Genomic DNA, 21,385 nt, shown 5'->3' with positions numbered 1-21,385 from the left:
GAGTACACTTTCTATGGCTGAAATAAAAACTCAACAGCCACGTCTACTGGTGACATTAACAGCGCTATTCGCCGCCTTCTGCGGCCTGTATCTGTTAATCGGTGGCGTCTGGCTGGCCGCAATTGGCGGCTCCTGGTACTACCCTATTGCGGGTCTGGTTATGCTTGGCGTAACCGTCCTGTTGTGGCGTAGAAAACAATCCGCGCTATGGCTTTATGCTGCTTTACTCCTCGCAACCATGATCTGGGGCGTCTGGGAAGTCGGTTTCGACTTCTGGGCACTGACGCCGCGCAGTGACATCCTGGTCTTCTTTGGTATCTGGCTGATCCTGCCGTTCGTGTGGCGTCGCCTGATTGTTCCTTCAAGCGGTGCCGTTGCGGCGCTGGTGGTTGCCCTGCTGATCAGCGGCGGCATTCTCACCTGGGCCGGTTTTAACGACCCGCAGGAGATTAACGGTACGCTGAATGCCGAATCCACCCCAGCTGCGGCTATCTCGCAGGTCGCGGATGGCGACTGGCCAGCTTATGGCCGTAATCAGGAAGGTCAGCGCTACTCCCCGCTCAAACAGATCAACGCGGACAACGTTAAGAACCTGAAAGAAGCCTGGGTATTCCGTACCGGCGACCTGAAGATGCCAAACGATCCGGGTGAACTGACCAACGAAGTGACGCCGATTAAAGTCGGTAACATGCTTTATCTGTGCACCGCGCACCAGCGTCTGTTCGCGCTTGATGCGGCCACCGGTAAAGAGAAATGGCACTTCGATCCACAGCTGAACTCCAACCCGTCGTTCCAGCACATCACCTGCCGTGGCGTCTCTTACCACGAAGCGCGTGCTGATAATGCGAGCCCTGAAGTCATTGCCGACTGTCCTCGCCGCATCATGCTGCCGGTAAACGATGGCCGCCTGTTCGCGATCAATGCCGAAACCGGTAAGCTGTGTGAGACCTTTGCCAACAAAGGTATCCTGAATCTGCAGACCAACATGCCGGACACCACGCCGGGTCTGTATGAGCCAACCTCACCGCCGATTATCACCGATAAAACTATCGTGATTGCCGGCTCGGTAACCGATAACTTCTCCACCCGCGAAACCTCTGGCGTTATCCGTGGTTTTGACGTGAATACCGGTAAACTGCTGTGGGCCTTCGACCCGGGCGCGAAAGATCCAAATGCGATCCCATCGGACGAACACACCTTTACCTTTAACTCACCTAACTCCTGGGCACCGGCGGCGTATGACGCGAAGCTGGACCTGGTCTACCTGCCGATGGGCGTCACCACGCCAGATATCTGGGGGGGTAACCGTACGCCTGAGCAAGAGCGTTATGCCAGCTCTATCGTGGCGCTGAACGCGACCACCGGTAAACTGGCCTGGAGCTACCAGACTGTTCACCACGACCTGTGGGATATGGACATGCCGTCCCAGCCGACGCTGGCTGACATTACCGTTAACGGCAAAACCGTTCCGGTGATTTATGCACCCGCGAAAACGGGCAACATCTTTGTGCTGGATCGCAGCAACGGTAAGCTGGTTGTCCCGGCACCAGAAAAACCCGTTCCGCAGGGCGCTGCTAAAGGCGACTATGTCACCAAAACACAGCCGTTCTCTGACCTGAGCTTCCGTCCGAAGAAAGATCTCAGCGGTGCAGACATGTGGGGTGCCACAATGTTTGACCAGCTGGTGTGCCGCGTGATGTTCCATCAGCTGCGCTATGAAGGTATCTTCACGCCACCTTCTGAGCAGGGCACGCTGGTCTTCCCGGGTAACCTGGGCATGTTCGAATGGGGTGGGATCTCCGTTGACCCTAACCGTCAGGTGGCGATTGCCAACCCGATGGCCCTGCCGTTTGTTTCTAAGCTCATTCCACGCGGTCCAGGCAACCCAATGGAGCAGCCTAAAGATGCTAAAGGCAGCGGTACTGAAGCGGGTATTCAGCCGCAGTATGGCGTGCCATACGGTGTCACGCTGAACCCGTTCCTGTCGCCGTTTGGTCTGCCGTGTAAACAGCCTGCCTGGGGTTATATCTCCGGCCTGGATCTGAAAACTAACCAGATCGTCTGGAAAAAACGTATTGGTACGCCTCAGGACAGCATGCCGTTCCCGATGCCGGTTCCTGTCCCGTTCAATATGGGTATGCCAATGCTGGGTGGTCCAATTTCTACCGCCGGTAACGTGCTGTTCATCGCGGCAACCGCCGATAACTACCTGCGCGCGTACAACATGACCAACGGTGAAAAACTGTGGCAAGGCCGTCTGCCAGCAGGTGGACAGGCAACGCCGATGACCTATGAAGTGAATGGCAAGCAGTACGTTGTCATCTCTGCGGGTGGTCACGGTTCGTTTGGTACGAAGATGGGCGACTACATTGTGGCTTATGCTTTACCCGACGACGCTAAATAACTAACACCGCCAACGGTAAAAAAAACGGCAACTTCGGTTGCCGTTTTTATTGCTTATCCCCTCTGGACCAAGGTCTGGGCATCAGCCCACACGATATTAAACCGTGAACCCCAGCATCATGCCCGTATCTTCATGCTCCAGCAGATGGCAGTGCGCCATATAGGCAAACGCCTTCGGTGCCTCGTGGTCAAATTTCACCAGCACCTCACTGACGCCACCTTCAACCCTGACGGTGTCTTTCCATCCCGCGCGATGCGCCTGTGGCACGTTACCGTTTTCAGAAAGGATGCGGAACTGGGTGCCGTGAATATGGAACGGATGCAGCATCATGTCGCCTTCGCCTGAAATCACCCAGCGTTCAAACTGCCCTTTTGTGGCAGCAAACATTGGCGTGTTCATGTCGAACGCTTTGCCGTTGATCATGTTGGCATTATGGAAATCGAAATCATGGCCACCGTGCCCCATGCCGCCCATTTTACCGTGGTCCATATTCATATGGCCCATCATCTCTCCGTGGTGCATGCCCGCCATCGCCTGATTGCCATATTTCGCCATCAGTGCCTGCATGCCCATCATGTCGAGCATCGGGTTCATGGACAGTTGCAGCTTGCGTTGGGTCAGGCCCTCGAGAGAAGGTAGCGCCGGGAGCGTGGTCAGGGTATCCGGCAACATGCCCGAGGCCGTGACCTGCAGCGGCTGGATCTGCAGCACCGGGTGTGGCTTGTCAAAGGGTGCAACCGCCATTCCCATCTGACTGACCGGAAGCGTGACCAGGTCAAACGGTTTGCCGTCGCTGATATCCACCAGCACCTCAAAACGCTCCCCCATCAGCATCGGTAGCGTATCCACCTTCACCGGTTCAGGCAGCAGCCCCCCGTCGCTTGCGACCACGTACAGAGGGCGTTTATCGCTGGTGGCGAAATTCAGTGAGCGGGCGTTACAGCCGTTGAGCAGGCGTAAGCGCAGCCAGCCTTTCGGTGCCGCATGCTGCGGGTAAATGGCACCGTTGGTCAGCAGGGTGTCGCCAAACCAGCCTACCGCCGCGCTCATGACGTCCAGTTGGTAATCAATTTGTCCGTCAGCGGTGAATTTTTTGTCCTGCACAATGACCGGCACATCGTCGATGCCCCACTGTTTGGGCAGGCGCAGCAAACGGCTTTCGTCATCTTCAATCAGCACCAGCCCCGCCAGCCCCATCGCCACCTGATGGCCCGTTTTGCCATGCTGATGGGGGTGGAACCAGCAGGTCGCGGCGCGCTGGTCCGGGGTAAAGGTCACGCTTCGCTTACCGCCCGGTTTTATGATGCCCTGCGGCCCCCCGTCCACCTCGCCCGGCACTTCCAGTCCGTGCCAGTGCAACGTGGTCTCCTCTGCCAGCGTGTTATGGATATCCACCGTTACCGCTTTCCCTTTACGTAACTGAAGTGCCGGGCCGAGAAGATTGCCGTTATAACCCCACGTTGTCGCACTGTGTGCGCCAAAGGTCGTTTTACCGGACTGGACAACAAGCTGGATGCGGCTACGGGCATCCGCGGTGAGTAAATCAGGGATCGGTAAGGCAGGTCTGTCGGCAGCAAAAGCCGCGCGGCTCCACAGCGGTAAAGCGCTGGCTACGCCAAGCGCAACGGAATATTTTAAAAAATCACGGCGTTGCATGTTCATTTCCTTATTTCCAGCAGGCGATCTTTTGAGCATAAACCCTCCCCTTACCGGAAGGTCAAGTAAAGCGGCAATAATAAAGATCGTCGGCCTGGCATCAAGTATGCTAACGTTAATTTTCCGTGATGCAGTGGTAGAAGCAATGAAGACGTTTTTCAGAACAATTTTGTTCGGTAGCCTGATGGCGATGTGTGCGAACAGTTACGCGCTGAGTGAAAATGAAGCGGAAGATATGGCCGATCTGACGGCAGTTTTTGTCTTTCTGAAAAACGATTGTGGTTACCAGAATTTGCCCAACGGGCAGATTCGTCGCGCACTGGTCTTTTTTGCCCAGCAAAACCAATGGGATCTCAGCAACTACGATAGCTTCGACATGAAGGCGCTCGGCGAAGACAGCTACCGCGATTTAAGCGGTATTGGTATCCCTACCGCCAAAAAATGCAAAGCGCTGGCTCGCGATTCACTCAGCCTGCTCGCCTACGTGAAATAACCTTCCCGACGCCCCCTTGTTGAGCCTATAGCCGTGCAACCACGGTTATAGTTAGCTATCATGTTTCGCTCATTTTTTGTGAGCGTAACGGATGTTAACAAAGGAGGAGTCCGCGTATGGCCGACCACACGTTGTGGCATGAAACACTGCATGACCAGTTTGGTCAGTACTTTGCCGTTGATAACGTGCTCTATCATGAGAAAACCGATCACCAGGATCTGATCATCTTCGAGAATGCCGCCTTTGGCCGCGTGATGGCGCTGGACGGTGTCGTGCAAACGACCGAGCGTGACGAATTTATCTATCATGAGATGATGACCCACGTCCCACTGCTGGCACACGGGCATGCGAAGCATGTTCTGATTATCGGTGGTGGTGATGGCGCAATGCTGCGTGAAGTCTCCCGCCATCAATCCATCGAAACCATTACGATGGTGGAAATTGATGCCGGCGTGGTCTCTTTTTGTCGTCAGTACCTGCCGAACCATAACGCCGGTAGCTATGACGATCCGCGCTTCAGTCTGGTCATTGATGATGGGGTTAACTTCGTTAATCAGACGACCCAGACCTTCGACGTTATTATCTCCGACTGTACCGACCCGATCGGTCCCGGCGCATCGCTGTTTACTTCCGATTTCTACGAAGGCTGCAAGCGCTGCCTGAAGCCGGGCGGGATTTTCGTGGCACAAAACGGCGTCTGCTTCCTGCAACAGGATGAAGCCCTCGACAGCCACCGCAAGCTGAGCACCTATTTTGGCGATGTCAGCTTCTATCAGGCCGCTATTCCGACGTACTACGGCGGGATCATGACCTTTGCCTGGGCGACGGATAACGACGTACTGCGCCATCTCTCCACCGAAATTATTCAGGCCCGCTTCCACCAGGCCGGTCTTACGTGCCGTTACTACAATCCGGCAGTTCATACCGCAGCGTTTGCCTTACCGCAGTACCTGCAAGACGCATTATCCACTAAGGGGGTGAGCTAATTGAAAAAGCTTAAACTGCATGGCTTTAACAACCTGACCAAAAGCCTGAGTTTTTGTATTTACGATATCTGCTATGCCAAAACAGCGGAAGAACGCGATGGTTACATCGCCTATATCGATGAACTCTACAATGCCAACCGCCTGACCGAGATCCTGTCAGAAACCTGTTCGATTATCGGCGCGAATATCCTGAATATCGCCCGTCAGGATTATGAACCTCAGGGTGCCAGCGTCACGATTCTGGTCAGCGAAGAGCCGGTCGACCCTCAACTTATCGATAAAACAGAACATCCGGGCCCGCTGCCGGAAGTGGTCGTCGCCCATCTCGATAAAAGCCACATCTGCGTGCACACCTACCCGGAGAGCCATCCTGAAGGCGGGCTGTGTACCTTCCGTGCCGATATCGAAGTGTCGACCTGCGGTGTGATCTCCCCGCTGAACGCGCTGAACTATTTAATCCACCAGCTGGAATCCGATATCGTGACGATTGATTATCGCGTGCGAGGCTTTACCCGTGACATTAACGGCATGAAGCACTTTATCGATCACGAGATCAATTCCATTCAGAACTTTATGTCCGACGACATGAAGTCGCTGTATGACATGATGGATGTGAACGTGTATCAGGAAAATATCTTCCATACCAAGATGTTACTTAAGGAGTTCGACCTTAAGCACTACATGTTCCATACCCGACCAGAAGATTTAAGCGAAGAAGAGCGCAAGGCCATTACTGACCTGCTCTGGAAAGAGATGCGCGAAATCTACTACGGCCGCAATATTCCGACCGTGTAAGCCGCGCTGGGAGCAAGGACGCTCCGGTGTGCTATTTCTGTTTCATGAACGCCCGGTACGCCGTCACGACTTGCAAAAAGTCTTCTACGCCGCACAGCGACAGACTCTCTTCATCGTAGTAGCTCATCCCCTCTTCCATCTCATCACCGGAGAATTCAAGCTGGTTGGCACGCACCATCACCTCTTCGCCATCCATCCACAGCGTGTATTCGTGCCCGGCACGTTGCCAGGAGCGTTCACTGCCTTTCACCGTATTTGCCGCCTGTTCAACTTCGTCCAGAAGGGCGAGATTCTCTTTCACCTCTTCGTTGAACCAGTGTCCAACAGCTTCGTGGCCCATCGACATACGCACTTTCACCACTCCGGTGATGTCGCGCAGAAATTCGTAATCCATAGTATTTTCCTCTGCAAAGCCATTACGCTAATTATCGCAGCAGAGAGGAAGAAAAAAAGCGTGGGAGGCAGGAGGAATGAAAATAAAAAGGTGAGAGCAAGACCTTGCGGTCTGTTGCCCTCACCCTGTCCCTCTCCACAGGAGAGGGTGCAAACACAAAACCGCCTCCGTGAAGACGGTTTAGCTGTTTATACTGCCGTCTGGAAGATAACCCCGTCAGCCTTCTCGGTGTACTGAGAGAGCTGGTCGAAGTTCAGATAGCGATAGGTATCTACCGCCGTCTTATCCACCTGAGCCACAAAGGTCTGGTACTCTTCCGGCGTTGGCAGTTTACCAATCAGTGCCGCAACCGCCGCCAGCTCCGCAGAGGCCAGGTAGACGTTAGCACCGGTACCTAAACGGTTCGGGAAGTTACGGGTAGAGGTGGAAACCACCGTCGCACCGTCAGCCACGCGTGCCTGGTTACCCATACACAGGGAACAGCCAGGAATTTCGATACGCGCACCGCTCTTACCGAACACGCTGTAGTAGCCCTCTTCGGTCAGCTGAGCCGCATCCATACGGGTTGGCGGAGCCACCCACAGACGCGTTGGCAGCTGGCCTTTATGGGTATCCAGCAGCTTACCGGCAGCACGGAAGTGGCCGATGTTGGTCATACAGGATCCGATGAACACTTCGTCGATCTTGTCGCCCTGAACGTCTGAAAGCAGACGCGCATCGTCCGGATCGTTTGGTGCACACAGGATCGGCTCTTTGATATCCGCCAGATCGATGTCGATCACTGCCGCGTATTCTGCGTCAGCATCGGCTTCCAGCAGCTGTGGATCCGCCAGCCATTTTTCCATGCCCTGGATACGGCGCTCCAGCGTACGACGGTCGCCGTAGCCTTCTGCAATCATCCACTTCAGCAGCACGATGTTAGAGGTCAGATACTCAATAATCGGTTCTTTGTTCAGCTTGATGGTACAGCCAGCAGCAGAACGCTCCGCGGACGCATCGGTCAGTTCGAATGCCTGCTCGACTTTCAGATCCGGCAGACCTTCAATTTCCAGAATACGGCCAGAGAAGATGTTTTTCTTCCCTTTCTTCTCAACGGTCAGCAGACCCTGTTTGATGGCATACAGAGGGATAGCATGCACGAGGTCACGCAGGGTGATACCCGGCTGCATTTTGCCTTTGAAGCGCACCAGAACCGATTCTGGCATATCCAGCGGCATCACGCCGGTCGCAGCCGCAAACGCCACCAGCCCCGAGCCCGCCGGGAAGGAGATACCGATTGGGAAACGCGTATGGGAATCACCACCGGTACCGACGGTATCAGGCAGCAACATACGGTTCAACCAGGAGTGAATAACACCGTCACCCGGACGCAGCGACACACCGCCACGGTTCATGATGAAGTCAGGCAGCGTGTGGTGCGTGGTCACGTCAACCGGCTTCGGATACGCGGCAGTGTGACAGAAGCTCTGCATCACCAGGTCAGAAGAGAAGCCCAGGCACGCCAGGTCTTTCAGTTCATCACGGGTCATTGGGCCAGTGGTGTCCTGAGACCCCACGGAGGTCATCTTCGGTTCGCAGTACGCGCCAGGACGGACACCGGCGACGCCGCAGGCGCGACCCACCATTTTCTGCGCCAGGGAGTAACCACGATTGCTTTCCGCCACATCTTTCGCATGACGGAACACGTCGCTGTGCGGCAGACCCAGCGCTTCACGCGCTTTGGTCGTCAGGCCACGACCGATGATCAGCGGAATACGGCCACCGGCACGCACTTCGTCAATCAGCACGTCGGTTTTCAGCTCAAAACTCGCCAGCAGTTCGTTGGTTTCGTGGTTGCGCACTTCACCTTTGAACGGGTAAACGTCAATCACGTCGCCCATATTCAGGTTAGAGACATCCACTTCGATCGGCAGTGCGCCCGCATCTTCCATGGTGTTGAAGAAGATTGGCGCAATTTTGCCGCCCAGCACCAGGCCGCCGCCACGTTTGTTAGGCACATGAGGGATGTCATCGCCCATGAACCACAGTACAGAGTTGGTCGCGGACTTACGGGACGAACCGGTACCCACTACGTCACCGACGTATGCCAGCGGGAAACCTTTTTCCTGCAGGGCTTCGATCTGTTTGATCGGGCCAACGCTGCCCGGCTGATCCGGCTCAATACCTTCACGGGCATTTTTCAGCATCGCCAGTGCGTGCAGAGGAATATCAGGACGAGACCACGCATCCGGTGCCGGAGAGAGGTCATCGGTGTTAGTTTCACCGGTCACTTTGAAGACGGTAACGGTGATTTTTTCAGCCAGTGCAGGACGGTTCAGGAACCATTCGGCATCGGCCCAGGATTGCATAACCTGTTTCGCGTAGGCGTTGCCGGCTTTGGCTTTTTCTTCCACATCGTAGAAGTTATCGAACATCAGCAGCGTTGAGGAGAGCGCTTTGGCGGCAATCGGTGCCAGCGTGTCGTTATCCAGTGCGTCAATCAGCGGATGAATGTTGTAGCCACCCTGCATGGTACCGAGCAGTTCAATAGCTTTTTCAGGAGTAACCAGTGGGGAGGTTGCTTCGCCTTTGGCGACGGCGGCAAGGAATCCGGCTTTTACGTAGGCAGCTTCATCTACGCCAGGCGGTACACGGTTGATCAACAGATCTAACAGGAATTCTTCTTCGCCCTTAGGCGGGTTCTTCAGCAGCTCGACGAGCGCGGCCATTTGGGTTGCATCTAAAGGTTTGGGTACAATTCCCTCGGCGGCACGTTCTGCTACGTGCTTACGGTATTCTTCTAGCACGACGGTTCTCCTCGCTCTCATTGTCATATGCGGCGGGCGTTCTCTTCACGCTCCTGTGAGACAGCAGTTTGTAGGGTAAATGCCCGATACCGCGTCGGGCAGCATAGCAGGATTTCTGCACAGTGTTAATCCGTTTACAAAAAAGCAACATTAAAAAATTTGCTGAATCGTTAAGCATGGTGTAGCGGGCAGGTGCAACGAATTCTGACTGCAAAAACCGTGAGTGCCACCTTCTGAATATTCCGGCGGCATTTCAGCCATCCGATATAATTGTGTAATAAATACTCACACTCTTTATCCGGACGTACCGGATGATTCCCCACAAAAGTCAAAACAGTAAAAGACGGGTGATTGATACTCACGCCAACCGTAACGCCTCACGGCACAGCGCTTGTCTCGTTGGAGTCATTTTATGAAGTTGCCCTTTAAGCCACAACTGCTTGTCCTTCTGTGCAGTGCCGGGCTGTTTGCCGCCTCAGGCGTCATGTTCGTTAAAAGCCGCGCAACGGAGCCTGTGGCTCCTGCCCCCGTCGCACAACAACCGGCTGCGCCGCCTGCCGCCCCTGCCGCTCAGCCAGCACCGGTCGTCGCGCCAGCCTACACGGCCGCGCAAATTGATCAGTGGGTTGCCCCCATCGCGCTCTACCCGGATGCCCTGCTATCGCAAATTTTGATGGCTTCGACTTACCCGGCCAACGTCATCCAGGCGGCACAGTGGTCAAAAGACAACCCTAAACTGCAGGGCGATGCCGCCATTCAGGCCGTGGCGAATCAACCCTGGGATCCGAGCGTGAAATCACTGGTGGCGTTTCCTCAGCTGATGTCCCTGATGGGCGAAAATCCCCCCTGGGTGCAGAGCCTGGGCGACGCGTTTCTCGCGCAGCCGAAAGATGTGATGGATTCCGTGCAACGTCTGCGTTTACTGGCGCAGCAAACCGGTGCATTGCAATCAACGCCGCAGCAAACGGTCACCACCGAGACAAAACCGGCCCCGGCGAAAACGGCCACCAGCCAGACAACAAGCACCGCCACGACGTCAGCCCCGACGGTCATTAAAATTGAGTCTGCCGACCCGCAGGTGGTTTACGTTCCCACCTACAACCCGAATACCGTGTATGGCACCTGGCCGAACACCGCTTATCCGCCCGTCTATTTACCGCCCTCCCCGGGAGAGCAGTTTACGGACAGTCTGGTCAAAGGCTTAGGGTTCAGCCTGGGCGTGGCGACCACCTACGCTATTTTCAGCAACATCGACTGGGATGATGACGATGACTGGGATCACCACCATGATGACGACTGGGATCACCACGGCGGTTATAACCGCAACGGTGATAACAATATCAATATCAACGTTGAGAACTTTAATAAAATCAGCGGCCAGCGCCTGACGGACGCCAACCGCACCTGGCAGCATAACCCGGCCTATCGTGAAGGAGTGCCCTATCCCACTAACACGCTCAACAATCGTTTCCACTCAACGAACATGGCAACGGGGCTAAGCGCGACGCAGCAAAAACCGGTCAACCGGGACAGCCAACGGCAGGCTGCGCTGAGCCAGATGGAGAAATCAACGGGAAAAACCTTCCCGCAGACCGCGCGTCCGGGCACCAAAGATGCACAGCGTCAGGCGTCAACCGCCCAGCTGAAGCAAATTTCCCAGCGCAACAACTACCGGGGCTACGACACCAAACCGCAAACGGCACAGCGGACAGCCGCTAAGACGCGAGACAGCCGCCCGACCACCACCCAAAGGCAAGAGAAACGGGTTTCGCAGCCTGCGCGGAGTAGCCAGCCGCGCGCCAATGCGCTCAGCGGTAACGACAGTCGTTCCGCCAACTGGCAAGCCCAGCAGCAGCGAGGTGCCCAGAGCCGGCAACAGGCTGCCCGCCATCAGCAACCGCGCCAGACGTCTACCGGGCGTGCTGAACACCGTGAATTCCGTCACCGTTAAGGAAGCCGACATGAAAAGCAAATTACTCAGTGGGATCGCGTTATTCATGCTGTCGGCCGCCGCAATGGCGCAGCAATCTTTCAGCACGCCAGACCAGGCAACCGATGCGCTGGCCAGCGCCATCAGTGAGCAAAATGAAAGCGCGATGAACACCCTGCTCGGTGAAAACTGGCGTGATTTCCTGCCGCCGGAAGGGGTGGATCCTGATGCCGTGGATCGCTTCCTGCGCGACTGGAAAGTTCGGCACAATACGGTCGTTGACGGGGATAAGGCACATCTTGTGGTCGGTGACAGCGACTGGCAGCTACCGATTCCGGTGATCAAAACCGCCTCTGGCTGGCAATTTGATATCAAAGAAGGGGCTGAAGAGATCCTGACCCGCGAGATTGGCCGCAACGAGCTCGCCGCCATCGAGGCGCTGCACGCGTATGTGGATGCACAGCAAAGCTATTTTGCGCTGAACCAGAAATATGCGCAGAAGATTGTCAGCTCAGCCGGCAAAAAAGACGGCTTATACTGGCCGGCCTCGCCCGGCGAAGCCCCCAGCCCACTCGGTCCGGCCTTCAGCCCGAAAGAACCCGGCACTGGCTATCACGGCTACCGTTTTCGCATCCTGCCGGATAAAAACGGTTTTGCCATGGTGGCCTGGCCAGTCAGCTACGGTCAGACGGGCGTGATGAGCTTTGTAATAAACCAGACCGACAAGGTGTATCAGTCGGACCTCGGTAGCGAGTCAGAGAAGAAAGCGCAGGCGTTACCTGCTTATCACCTGGATCACACCTGGCAACCGGTCGCCCCATAACGCAGGCAAAAAAAAACGCCTCCGGAGGAGGCGTTTCGCAATCATGAAGAAACTTATTTCTTCTTCGCTTTCGCGTTAGGCAGGTCGGTGATGCTACCTTCGAACACTTCTGCCGCCAGGCCAACAGACTCGTGCAGAGTCGGGTGAGCGTGGATGGTCAGCGCGATGTCTTCAGCGTCACAACCCATTTCGATAGCCAGACCGATTTCACCCAGCAGCTCGCCGCCGTTGGTACCGACAATCGCACCACCGATCACACGGTGAGTCTCTTTGTCGAAGATCAGTTTGGTCATACCGTCTGCGCAGTCGGAAGCGATAGCACGGCCAGAAGCAGCCCACGGGAAGGTGGCGGTTTCGTAGCTGATGCCTTTCTCTTTCGCTTCTTTCTCAGTCAGACCTACCCATGCCACTTCTGGCTCGGTGTAAGCGATAGATGGGATCACTTTCGGATCGAAGTAGTGTTTCATGCCGGCGATAACTTCAGCGGCAACGTGACCTTCGTGAACACCTTTGTGCGCCAGCATTGGCTGACCGACGATATCGCCGATAGCAAAGATGTGCGGCACGTTGGTGCGCAGCTGTTTGTCAACGCGGATGAAGCCACGGTCGTCCACTTCCACGCCTGCTTTGCCCGCGTCGAGGTTTTTACCGTTCGGCACACGGCCGATAGCCACCAGCACGGCGTCGTAACGCTGTGGTTCGGCAGGGGCTTTTTTGCCTTCCATGGAAACGTAAATACCGTCTTCTTTCGCTTCAACGGCAGTCACTTTGGTTTCCAGCATCAGGTTGAATTTCTTGCTGATACGTTTGGTGAAGACTTTAACGATGTCTTTATCGGCAGCCGGGATAACCTGGTCGAACATTTCAACCACGTCGATCTCTGAACCCAGCGCATGGTACACGGTACCCATTTCCAGACCGATGATACCGCCACCCATAACCAGCATACGCTTAGGTACGGATTTCAGCTCCAGCGCATCGGTGGAATCCCACACGCGTGGATCTTCATGTGGAATGAATGGCAGCTGAATTGGACGGGAGCCCGCAGCAATGATCGCGTTGTCGAAGTTAATAACGGTTTTGCCGTTTTCGCCTTCCACTTCCAGGGTGTTCGCGCCGGTGAATTTACCCAGACCGTTTACCACTTTCACTTTACGGCCTTTGGCCATACCTGCCAGACCACCGGTCAGCTGAGTGATAACTTTCTCTTTCCAGGTACGAATTTTGTCGATATCGGTTTTCGGCTCGCCGAAGACGATACCGTGTTCAGCCAGTGCTTTAGCTTCTTCGATAACTTTCGCAACGTGCAGCAGAGCTTTAGAAGGGATACAGCCTACGTTCAGGCAAACACCACCGAGGGTGTTGTAGCGTTCTACGATTACGGTTTCCAGACCTAAATCAGCGCAACGGAAGGCAGCAGAGTAACCCGCCGGGCCTGCCCCAAGTACCACGACCTGAGTTTTGATTTCAGTACTCATCATGACCTCTTATTGATTTCCGGCGGTCCAGGTACTTGTCGCCCTTCATCCACCGGGACGTTCTATCCGCCCGCAGTTTACAAAATTGTTAACAATTTTGAAACAACAAACGGCTCACGAATTGTCGCTTTTCGCCAATAACCTCACAGACCACATGAGATTAACAGAAAAAAGCCGGCCGACTGGCCGGCTTTTCGATTACATCACCAGGCGGCGAATGTCGCTCAGGGTGTTGTTGATGATGGTGATGAAACGCGCACCATCAGCACCGTCGATCACGCGGTGGTCGAAGGACAGAGAGATTGGCATCATCAGACGCGGCACGAACTCTTTGCCATTCCATACCGGTTCCATCGCGGACTTGGACACACCGAGGATAGCCACTTCCGGCGCGTTAACAATCGGTGCGAAGTGGGTAGTTCCCAGGCCGCCGATGCTGGAGATAGTGAAGCAGCCGCCCTGCATTTCGCCGGCAGTCAGCTTACCATCACGCGCTTTTTTGGAGATGGTGGTCAGTTCACGGGACAGCTCAGTGATGCTCTTCTTGTTCACGTCTTTAAAGACCGGAACAACCAGACCATTTGGCGTATCAACCGCAACACCGATATTGATGTATTTCTTCAGCGTCAGCTTCTGGCCATCTTCGGACAGGGAGCTGTTGAAGCGTGGCATCTGCTCAAGCGCCGCAGCAACGGCTTTCATGATGAAGACGACTGGGGTGAATTTCACGTCCAGTTTACGCTTCTCAGCTTCGGCATTCTGCTGTTTACGGAACGCTTCCAGATCGGTGATATCCGTTTTGTCGAAGTGCGTAACATGCGGGATCATCACCCAGTTACGGCTCAGGTTGGCACCCGAGATTTTCTGGATACGACCCAGTTCCACTTCTTCGATTTCACCGAACTTGCTGAAGTCCACTTTCGGCCATGGCAGCATGCCCGGGATACCGCCGCCAGCGGCAGCAGCAGGGGCAGCTTCAGCGCGTTTCACCGCGTCTTTCACATAGGCCTGAACGTCTTCTCGCAGGATACGACCTTTACGGCCAGTCCCTTTCACTTTCGCCAGGTTTACACCGAATTCGCGCGCCAGGCGACGAATCAGTGGCGTAGCGTGAACGTAAGCGTCGTTCTCAGCGAACTCAGATTTACCTTCTGCTTTTGCAGCAGGGGCAGCAGCAGGTTTAGCCGCCTGAGCCGGTGCAGCGGCAGGTGCTGGTGCAGCAGCGGCAGCCGGAGCAGCAGCTGGCGCAGCGCCTTCCACTTCGAAGACCATGATCAGAGAGCCCGTAGACACTTTGTCGCCGGTGCTGATTTTGATCTCTTTAACGGTACCCGCGAATGGCGCGGGTACTTCCATAGACGCTTTGTCGCCTTCAACGGTGATCAATGACTGTTCAGCAGCAACTTTGTCGCCCACTTTTACCATCACTTCGGTGACTTCAACTTCGTCACCACCGATGTCAGGTACGTTGACATCTTTCGCACCGCCAGCAGCAGGTGCAGCGGCCGGCGCTGGCGCAGCAGCCTGAGCAGGTGCGGCAGCAGGTGCAGCACCTGCCACTTCGAAGATCATGATCAGAGAGCCGGTAGAAACTTTGTCACCGGTGTTGATCTTGATCTCTTTAACCGTACCCGCGAATGGCGCCGGCACTTCCATAGAGGCTTTGTCGCCTTCTACGGTGATCAGGGACTGCTCAGCCGTAACGCTATCGCCCACTTTCACCAGGATTTCAGTGACTTCAACTTCGTCACCGCCGATGTCAGGCACGTTGACTTCTTTTGCCGCAGCAGCTGCTGGTGCAGCAGCCGCAGGAGCAGCTTCTTTCTTCTCTTCCTGCGCAGGTGCAGCAGCTGCTGCACCGTCGGCGGAATCGAAAATCATGATCAGTTTGCCAGTCTCGGTTTTATCGCCAACAGAGACTTTGATCTCTTTAACGATGCCAGCCTGAGGAGACGGAACTTCCATAGAGGCTTTATCGCCTTCTACAGTGATCAGCGACTGTTCAGCTTCAACTTTGTCGCCCACTTTGACCAGGATCTCGGTGATTTCAACTTCATCAGCCCCGATGTCCGGTACTTTGATTTCGATAGCCATTCTTCTTTTACCTCTTACGCCAGACGCGGGTTAACTTTATCTGCATCGATGTTGAATTTGGTGATTGCGTCCGCAACCACTTTCTTATCGATTTCGCCACGTTTAGCCAGTTCGCCCAGTGCTGCTACAACCACGTAAGATGCATCCACTTCGAAGTGGTGACGCAGGTTTTCGCGGCTGTCAGAACGACCGAAGCCGTCAGTACCCAGTACGCGGTAATCATCAGCCGGTACGTAAGTACGAACCTGCTCAGCGAACAGTTTCATATAGTCAGTAGACGCAACCGCAGGCGCGTCGTTCATCACCTGAGCGATGTATGGAACGCGTGGCGTTTCCATTGGGTGCAGCATGTTCCAGCGCTCACAATCCTGGCCATCACGCGCCAGTTCAGTGAAGGACGTTACGCTGTACACGTCAGAGCCAACGCCGTAGTCGTTCGCCAGGATCTGTGCCGCTTCACGTACGTGACGCAGGATAGAACCGGAGCCCAGCAGCTGAACTTTACCTTTGCTACCTGCAACGGTTTCGAGTTTGTAGATACCTTTACGGATACCTTCCTCGGCACCTGCTGGCATGGCCGGCATGTGGTAGTTTTCGTTCAGCGTGGTGATGTAGTAGTAAATGTTCTCTTGCGCTTCACCGTACATGCGCTGCAGACCGTCATGCATGATGACTGCCACTTCGTACGCGTAAGACGGGTCGTAAGAGATACAGTTAGGGATAGTCAGAGACTGAATATGGCTGTGACCATCTTCGTGCTGCAGACCTTCACCGTTCAGGGTCGTACGACCAGAAGTACCACCGATCAGGAAGCCGCGAGCCTGCTGGTCGCCTGCCTGCCAGCACAGGTCACCGATACGCTGGAACCCGAACATGGAGTAGTAAATGTAGAACGGGATCATCGGCAGGTTGTTGGTGCTGTAAGAGGTCGCAGCAGCCAGCCAGGATGCGCCTGCGCCCAGCTCGTTGATACCTTCCTGCAGGATCTGACCTTTCTCGTCTTCTTTGTAGTAAGCAACCTGCTCACGGTCCTGCGGGGTGTACTGCTGGCCGTTCGGGCTGTAAATACCGATCTGACGGAACAGACCTTCCATACCGAAAGTACGCGCTTCGTCGGCAATGATTGGAACCAGACGATCTTTGATCGACTTGTTCTTCAGCATCACGTTCAGGGCACGAACGAAAGCGATAGTGGTAGAGATCTCTTTGTTCTGCTCTTCCAGCAGCTGAGAGAAATCTTCCAGCGCTGGCAGTTCCAGCTTCTCGGTGAAGTTAGGCTGACGAGCTGGCAGGTAGCCTTTCAGCGCCTGACGACGTTCGTGCAGGTACTTATGCTCTTCAGAACCTTCAGGGAAGGTGATGTAGGACAGGTTTTCTACCTGCTCATCGGTCACTGGAACGTTGAAACGGTCGCGGATATAACGCACGCCGTCCATGTTCATTTTCTTAACCTGGTGAGCGATGTTTTTACCTTCTGCGGTATCACCCATGCCGTAACCTTTGATGGTATGTGCCAGGATTACAGTCGCTTTACCTTTGGTTTCACGCGCTTTTTTCAGTGCAGCGTAAATTTTCTTCGGATCGTGGCCGCCACGGTTCAGAGCCCAGATCTGTTCGTCAGTCCAGTCTGCAACCAGTGCTGCGGTTTCAGGATATTTACCGAAGAAGTGCTCACGAACGTAGGCACCGTCTTTGGATTTGAAGGTCTGGTAGTCACCGTCAACGGTTTCGTTCATCAGCTGGATCAGTTTACCGCTGGTGTCTTTACGCAGCAGTTCGTCCCAACGGGAACCCCACATCACTTTGATCACGTTCCAGCCAGCACCTGCGAAGATGCCTTCCAGTTCGTTGATGATCTTGCCGTTACCGGTTACCGGACCATCCAGACGCTGCAGGTTACAGTTGATGATGAAGCACAGGTTGTCCAGTTTCTCACGGGTCGCAATGGTGATTGCGCCTTTCGATTCTGGCTCATCCATCTCGCCATCGCCCAGGAAGGCGTAGACGGTCTGTTCAGAGGTGTCTTTCAGACCACGGTGTTCCAGATATTTCAGGAATTTAGCCTGATAGATAGCACCGATTGGGCCCAGACCCATGGATACTGTCGGGAACTGCCAGAATTCTGGCATCAGTTTAGGGTGTGGGTAAGAAGACAGACCTTTACCGTGAACTTCCTGACGGAAGTTGTTCATCTGCTCTTCAGTCAGACGACCTTCCAGGAATGCACGTGCATAGATGCCCGGAGAGATGTGGCCCTGGAAGTACACCAGATCGCCGCCGTCTTTCTCGTTAGCTGCACGGAAGAAGTGGTTGAAACACACTTCGTAAACGGTCGCAGAAGACTGGAAGGACGCCATGTGGCCACCCAGCTCCAGGTCTTTCTTGGACGCGCGCAGAACGGTCATGATGGCGTTCCAGCGGATTGCAGAACGGATACGGCGTTCCAGATCCAGATTGCCCGGGTATTCCGGTTCGTCTTCAACGGCAATCGTGTTTACGTAGTTGCTAGCCCCTGCACCTGAAGCAACCTTCACACCGCCTTTGCGGGCTTCAGAAAGCAGCTGATCAATCAGATACTGAGCACGCTCAACACCTTCTTCACGGATGACCGATTCGATCGCCTGTAGCCAGTCGCGAGTTTCGATCGGATCCACGTCATTTTGGAGACGTTCTGACATGGGGGTATTCCTTATCTATCTAATACGTTGATTTGTCTGGAACCTGTCCCATTGTGCTCTTGGGCAAGAACACAATAAGACAGGTTCTGCGTTTAGTTGCCGCGCTCTAAAAAACCCTGGCGCTTAATCCTTTCGTTGCTGTATGCGGCGTAATGAACGTTCGCGACGCGATTGTTCACGGCTGCGGTCCAGCAAGATTTCCTCAATGAAAGCCAGATGTCGGTGCGACGCTTCGCGCGCCTGCTCCGGTTCCCCGGCCATTATCGCCTCGAATACTCGGGTGCGATGGTTGCTTACCAATGGGAGCATGTCCCGACGGGCATACAACAATTCAAAATTCTGACGAACGTTCTGGGCCAGCATCGGCTCCATGCAGCGTAGCAGATGGAGGAGCACAACATTGTGTGCAGCTTCGGTGACGGCGATTTGATACTGGACAACGGCATTGGACTCGGCGTCTAAATCGCCGGATTGCTGTGCCCGTTCAATGGCCTGATGAAGTTCGCGGATACGCACGCGATCTTCATCAGTGCTACGAAGTGCGGCGTAATAGGCCGCGATACCTTCTAGCGCGTGACGGGTCTCAAGCAGATCAAACTGGGATTCTGGGTGGTCAGAGAGAAGTTCTACCAGCGGATCGCTGAAGCTCTGCCACAGGCTGTTTTGCACAAAGGTTCCGCCGCCCTGGCGACGAAGCAGCAAGCCCTTTGCTTCGAGACGTTGAATCGCCTCACGCAGAGAGGGACGTGAAACGTCGAACTGTTTTGCCAGCTCGCGTTCTGGCGGAAGTTTCTCACCCGGGCGCAGTGTCCCTTCGAGGATTAAAAACTCCAGCTGCTGCTCAATCACATCAGATAGTTTTGGTTGGCGAATTTTGCTGTAGGCCATATTCCCTGTCTTACGCCTTTTTGCCCGGAGTCAATTGGTCTTACCAATTTCAAGTTCGTATCGCTAAAGTAACAAAGTATTCACCTTCTGTCCATATTGGTTTTGATTGAAATCAGTAAACCCTGCACATTTTAACAACCTTACAGAAATAACGTTTCAGAAATGTAACTTCGCACAAATGAGTTAGTTACTCCCTTAGTGGGAGTTTTAACCTTAATGAAACGAGGGTTTTTGCAATCTGAAGCGATTCAACAACGCAAAATATGAAATTTTGCCCACTTACGGAGCATTTCTATTCTATAGGTTGGGGTAAGAAGGGTTAGCGGGGTGATTTACAAATGCTTTCTTTTTATTCAACTCGTCATCGCCCCGGCATAAAGCAGGTGCAATCGCTGGCGCTTACCACTATTCTGGCGCTTACGGAAGACATCTCAGCTTTTTTCGGTCTCATTGACTGTAAAGAAATAAATACAGAAAACGGATATTCATAATTACACACGCGTCGCGTGAACATAACAACCACACACGAGGTTTCAAATGGAAGCTCAACAGCACGGCGATCAGCTAAAGCGCGGTCTGAAGAACCGCCATATACAGCTAATCGCACTGGGCGGTGCTATTGGCACTGGACTGTTTCTGGGAAGTGCATCCGTTATCCAGTCTGCCGGTCCCGGCATTATTTTGGGTTACGCCATTGCCGGTTTTATCGCTTTTCTGATTATGCGCCAGTTAGGTGAAATGGTCGTTGAAGAGCCGGTTGCGGGCTCTTTCAGCCACTTTGCCTATAAGTACTGGGGCAGTTTCGCCGGTTTCGCGTCAGGCTGGAACTACTGGGTGTTGTACGTTCTGGTTGCCATGGCTGAACTGACCGCCGTCGGGAAATACATTCAGTTCTGGTACCCGGAGATCCCCACCTGGGCTTCTGCTGCGGCCTTCTTCGTCATCATTAACGCCATCAACCTCACCAACGTTAAAGTCTTCGGTGAGATGGAGTTCTGGTTTGCCATCATCAAAGTGGTTGCTGTCGTTGCGATGATCATCTTTGGCGGTTGGCTGCTGTTTAGCGGCAACGGTGGCCCGCAGGCCACGGTACGCAACCTCTGGGAACAGGGCGGCTTCCTGCCTCACGGCATGACGGGCCTCGTGATGATGATGGCAATCATTATGTTCTCCTTCGGCGGTCTGGAGCTGGTCGGCATCACCGCAGCTGAAGCCGATAACCCGGAACAGAGCATCCCGAAAGCGACCAACCAGGTTATCTACCGTATTCTGATTTTCTATGTGGGCTCACTGGCCGTTCTGCTCTCTCTGCTGCCGTGGACGCGCGTTACTGCCGACACCAGCCCGTTTGTCCTGATTTTCCACGAGCTGGGCGATACCGTCGTGGCAAATGCGCTCAACATCGTGGTGCTGACGGCGGCGCTGTCGGTCTATAACAGCTGCGTATACTGCAACAGCCGTATGCTGTTCGGCCTGGCCCAGCAGGGTAACGCGCCGAAGATGCTGCTCAACGTCGACAAGCGTGGCGTTCCGGTGAACACCATCATCGTTTCGGCGATCGTAACGGCGCTGTGTGTCCTGATTAACTATCTGGCCCCGGAATCGGCGTTTGGCCTGCTGATGGCGCTGGTGGTCTCTGCCCTGGTTATCAACTGGGCGATGATCAGCCTGGCACACATCAAGTTCCGCCGTGCCAAGCATCAGCAGGGCGTGAAGACTCGCTTCCCTGCCCTGCTCTATCCGCTGGGCAACTGGATCTGTCTGCTGTTTATGGCGGGAGTGCTGGTCATCATGCTGCTGACCCCGGGTATGGCAATCTCGGTATACCTGATCCCAGTCTGGGTTGCCGTTCTTGGCATCGGCTATCTGTTTAGCCAGAAAAGCCGCAACGCCCTGAAAGCTCACTAAGTCTCCCCCGCGGTATCTGCGTTTTGCAGGTACCGCGTGTTGTTACCTCCCTCACAGTTTCACGCCAACAGC

At 54.5% G+C, this 21,385-nt stretch carries 14 protein-coding genes; 7 read left to right on the top strand and 7 right to left on the bottom strand.

What is annotated here, in order from left to right:
* Window positions 1-13 precede the first annotated feature (13 nt).
* Window positions 14-2,404 carry a glucose/quinate/shikimate family membrane-bound PQQ-dependent dehydrogenase gene (locus HV340_RS03675; protein WP_020882595.1) on the top strand — a complete coding sequence of 797 codons (2,391 nt, stop codon included), beginning with the start codon at window positions 14-16 and terminating at the stop codon, window positions 2,402-2,404.
* A gap of 96 nt (window positions 2,405-2,500) precedes the next feature.
* Here the strand turns inward: HV340_RS03675 and cueO are convergent, their stop codons facing one another.
* Window positions 2,501-4,060: a multicopper oxidase CueO gene (cueO, locus tag HV340_RS03670; RefSeq protein WP_050737494.1), complete on the bottom strand. Its 1,560-nt coding sequence runs from the start codon at window positions 4,058-4,060 to the stop codon at window positions 2,501-2,503.
* Window positions 4,061-4,205: 145 nt separating this feature from the next.
* On the opposite strand from cueO, the gene HV340_RS03665 reads away from it, so the two are divergent.
* The 3 genes from HV340_RS03665 (at window position 4,206) to speD (ending at window position 6,334) form a co-directional block, all read left to right on the top strand.
* Window positions 4,206-4,553: a YacC family pilotin-like protein gene (locus HV340_RS03665; RefSeq protein ID WP_014882582.1), complete on the top strand. Its 348-nt coding sequence runs from the start codon at window positions 4,206-4,208 to the stop codon at window positions 4,551-4,553.
* A 116-nt stretch (window positions 4,554-4,669) separates the two neighbouring features.
* Window positions 4,670-5,539, top strand: a complete 870-nt coding sequence (gene speE / locus HV340_RS03660; protein ID WP_014168661.1) for a polyamine aminopropyltransferase — start codon at window positions 4,670-4,672, stop codon at window positions 5,537-5,539.
* The gene (speD, locus tag HV340_RS03655; protein ID WP_014168660.1) at window positions 5,540-6,334 is read left to right on the top strand and encodes an adenosylmethionine decarboxylase; all 795 of its coding nucleotides are present in this window, start codon (window positions 5,540-5,542) and stop codon (window positions 6,332-6,334) included.
* Window positions 6,335-6,365: 31 nt separating this feature from the next.
* Here speD and yacL read toward each other — a convergent pair whose 3' ends face one another.
* Both yacL and acnB read right to left on the bottom strand, forming a co-directional pair.
* Window positions 6,366-6,728 (bottom strand): protein YacL, encoded by a 363-nt coding sequence (gene yacL / locus HV340_RS03650; protein WP_014168659.1) that lies wholly within the window; start codon window positions 6,726-6,728, stop codon window positions 6,366-6,368.
* Window positions 6,729-6,916: 188 nt separating this feature from the next.
* Window positions 6,917-9,514 carry a bifunctional aconitate hydratase 2/2-methylisocitrate dehydratase gene (gene acnB, locus HV340_RS03645; RefSeq protein ID WP_020882592.1) on the bottom strand — a complete coding sequence of 866 codons (2,598 nt, stop codon included), beginning with the start codon at window positions 9,512-9,514 and terminating at the stop codon, window positions 6,917-6,919.
* 412 nt (window positions 9,515-9,926) lie between these two features.
* On the opposite strand from acnB, the gene HV340_RS03640 reads away from it, so the two are divergent.
* Together HV340_RS03640 and HV340_RS03635 are read left to right on the top strand one after the other, a co-directional pair.
* The gene (locus HV340_RS03640) at window positions 9,927-11,465 is read left to right on the top strand and encodes a DUF3300 domain-containing protein (RefSeq protein ID WP_163387292.1); all 1,539 of its coding nucleotides are present in this window, start codon (window positions 9,927-9,929) and stop codon (window positions 11,463-11,465) included.
* A 10-nt stretch (window positions 11,466-11,475) separates the two neighbouring features.
* Window positions 11,476-12,267 carry a DUF2950 family protein gene (locus HV340_RS03635; RefSeq protein ID WP_044858481.1) on the top strand — a complete coding sequence of 264 codons (792 nt, stop codon included), beginning with the start codon at window positions 11,476-11,478 and terminating at the stop codon, window positions 12,265-12,267.
* 53 nt (window positions 12,268-12,320) lie between these two features.
* On the opposite strand, the gene lpdA is transcribed toward HV340_RS03635, so the two are convergent.
* The 4 genes from lpdA to pdhR all read right to left on the bottom strand — a co-directional run bounded on the left by lpdA (window position 12,321) and on the right by pdhR (window position 19,405).
* Entirely contained in the window at window positions 12,321-13,745 is a 1,425-nt protein-coding gene (gene lpdA, locus HV340_RS03630; RefSeq protein ID WP_020882589.1) for a dihydrolipoyl dehydrogenase, read from the bottom strand.
* A 198-nt stretch (window positions 13,746-13,943) separates the two neighbouring features.
* Entirely contained in the window at window positions 13,944-15,839 is a 1,896-nt protein-coding gene (aceF, locus tag HV340_RS03625; RefSeq protein WP_014168654.1) for a pyruvate dehydrogenase complex dihydrolipoyllysine-residue acetyltransferase, read from the bottom strand.
* Between the two features lie 14 nt (window positions 15,840-15,853).
* Window positions 15,854-18,517: a pyruvate dehydrogenase (acetyl-transferring), homodimeric type gene (aceE, locus tag HV340_RS03620; RefSeq protein ID WP_014168653.1), complete on the bottom strand. Its 2,664-nt coding sequence runs from the start codon at window positions 18,515-18,517 to the stop codon at window positions 15,854-15,856.
* A gap of 123 nt (window positions 18,518-18,640) precedes the next feature.
* Complete coding sequence (gene pdhR, locus HV340_RS03615) at window positions 18,641-19,405, bottom strand: pyruvate dehydrogenase complex transcriptional repressor PdhR (RefSeq protein WP_013095596.1); 765 nt, start codon at window positions 19,403-19,405, stop codon at window positions 18,641-18,643.
* Window positions 19,406-19,942: 537 nt separating this feature from the next.
* On the opposite strand from pdhR, the gene aroP reads away from it, so the two are divergent.
* Window positions 19,943-21,313 (top strand): aromatic amino acid transporter AroP, encoded by a 1,371-nt coding sequence (gene aroP / locus HV340_RS03610; protein ID WP_014168651.1) that lies wholly within the window; start codon window positions 19,943-19,945, stop codon window positions 21,311-21,313.
* Window positions 21,314-21,385 lie beyond the last annotated feature (72 nt).

Source organism: Enterobacter sp. RHBSTW-00975 (genome assembly GCF_013615235.1).
GTDB lineage: Bacteria > Pseudomonadota > Gammaproteobacteria > Enterobacterales > Enterobacteriaceae > Enterobacter > Enterobacter ludwigii.
This window is presented reverse-complemented; position numbering and strand designations above follow the sequence as displayed.

Excerpts from the sequence above, each read along its gene's own strand:
- yacL (WP_014168659.1), bottom strand. The coding sequence starts at position 6,728 with ATGGATTACGAATTTCTGCGCGACATCACCGGAGTGGTGAAAGTGCGT.
- HV340_RS03635 (WP_044858481.1), top strand. The coding sequence starts at position 11,476 with ATGAAAAGCAAATTACTCAGTGGGATCGCGTTATTCATGCTGTCGGCC.
- lpdA (WP_020882589.1), bottom strand. The coding sequence starts at position 13,745 with ATGAGTACTGAAATCAAAACTCAGGTCGTGGTACTTGGGGCAGGCCCG.
- aceE (WP_014168653.1), bottom strand. The coding sequence starts at position 18,517 with ATGTCAGAACGTCTCCAAAATGACGTGGATCCGATCGAAACTCGCGAC.
- HV340_RS03675 (WP_020882595.1), top strand. The coding sequence starts at position 14 with ATGGCTGAAATAAAAACTCAACAGCCACGTCTACTGGTGACATTAACA.
- cueO (WP_050737494.1), bottom strand. The coding sequence starts at position 4,060 with ATGCAACGCCGTGATTTTTTAAAATATTCCGTTGCGCTTGGCGTAGCC.
- aceF (WP_014168654.1), bottom strand. The coding sequence starts at position 15,839 with ATGGCTATCGAAATCAAAGTACCGGACATCGGGGCTGATGAAGTTGAA.
- aroP (WP_014168651.1), top strand. The coding sequence starts at position 19,943 with ATGGAAGCTCAACAGCACGGCGATCAGCTAAAGCGCGGTCTGAAGAAC.
- HV340_RS03640 (WP_163387292.1), top strand. The coding sequence starts at position 9,927 with ATGAAGTTGCCCTTTAAGCCACAACTGCTTGTCCTTCTGTGCAGTGCC.
- pdhR (WP_013095596.1), bottom strand. The coding sequence starts at position 19,405 with ATGGCCTACAGCAAAATTCGCCAACCAAAACTATCTGATGTGATTGAG.
- speE (WP_014168661.1), top strand. The coding sequence starts at position 4,670 with ATGGCCGACCACACGTTGTGGCATGAAACACTGCATGACCAGTTTGGT.
- HV340_RS03665 (WP_014882582.1), top strand. The coding sequence starts at position 4,206 with ATGAAGACGTTTTTCAGAACAATTTTGTTCGGTAGCCTGATGGCGATG.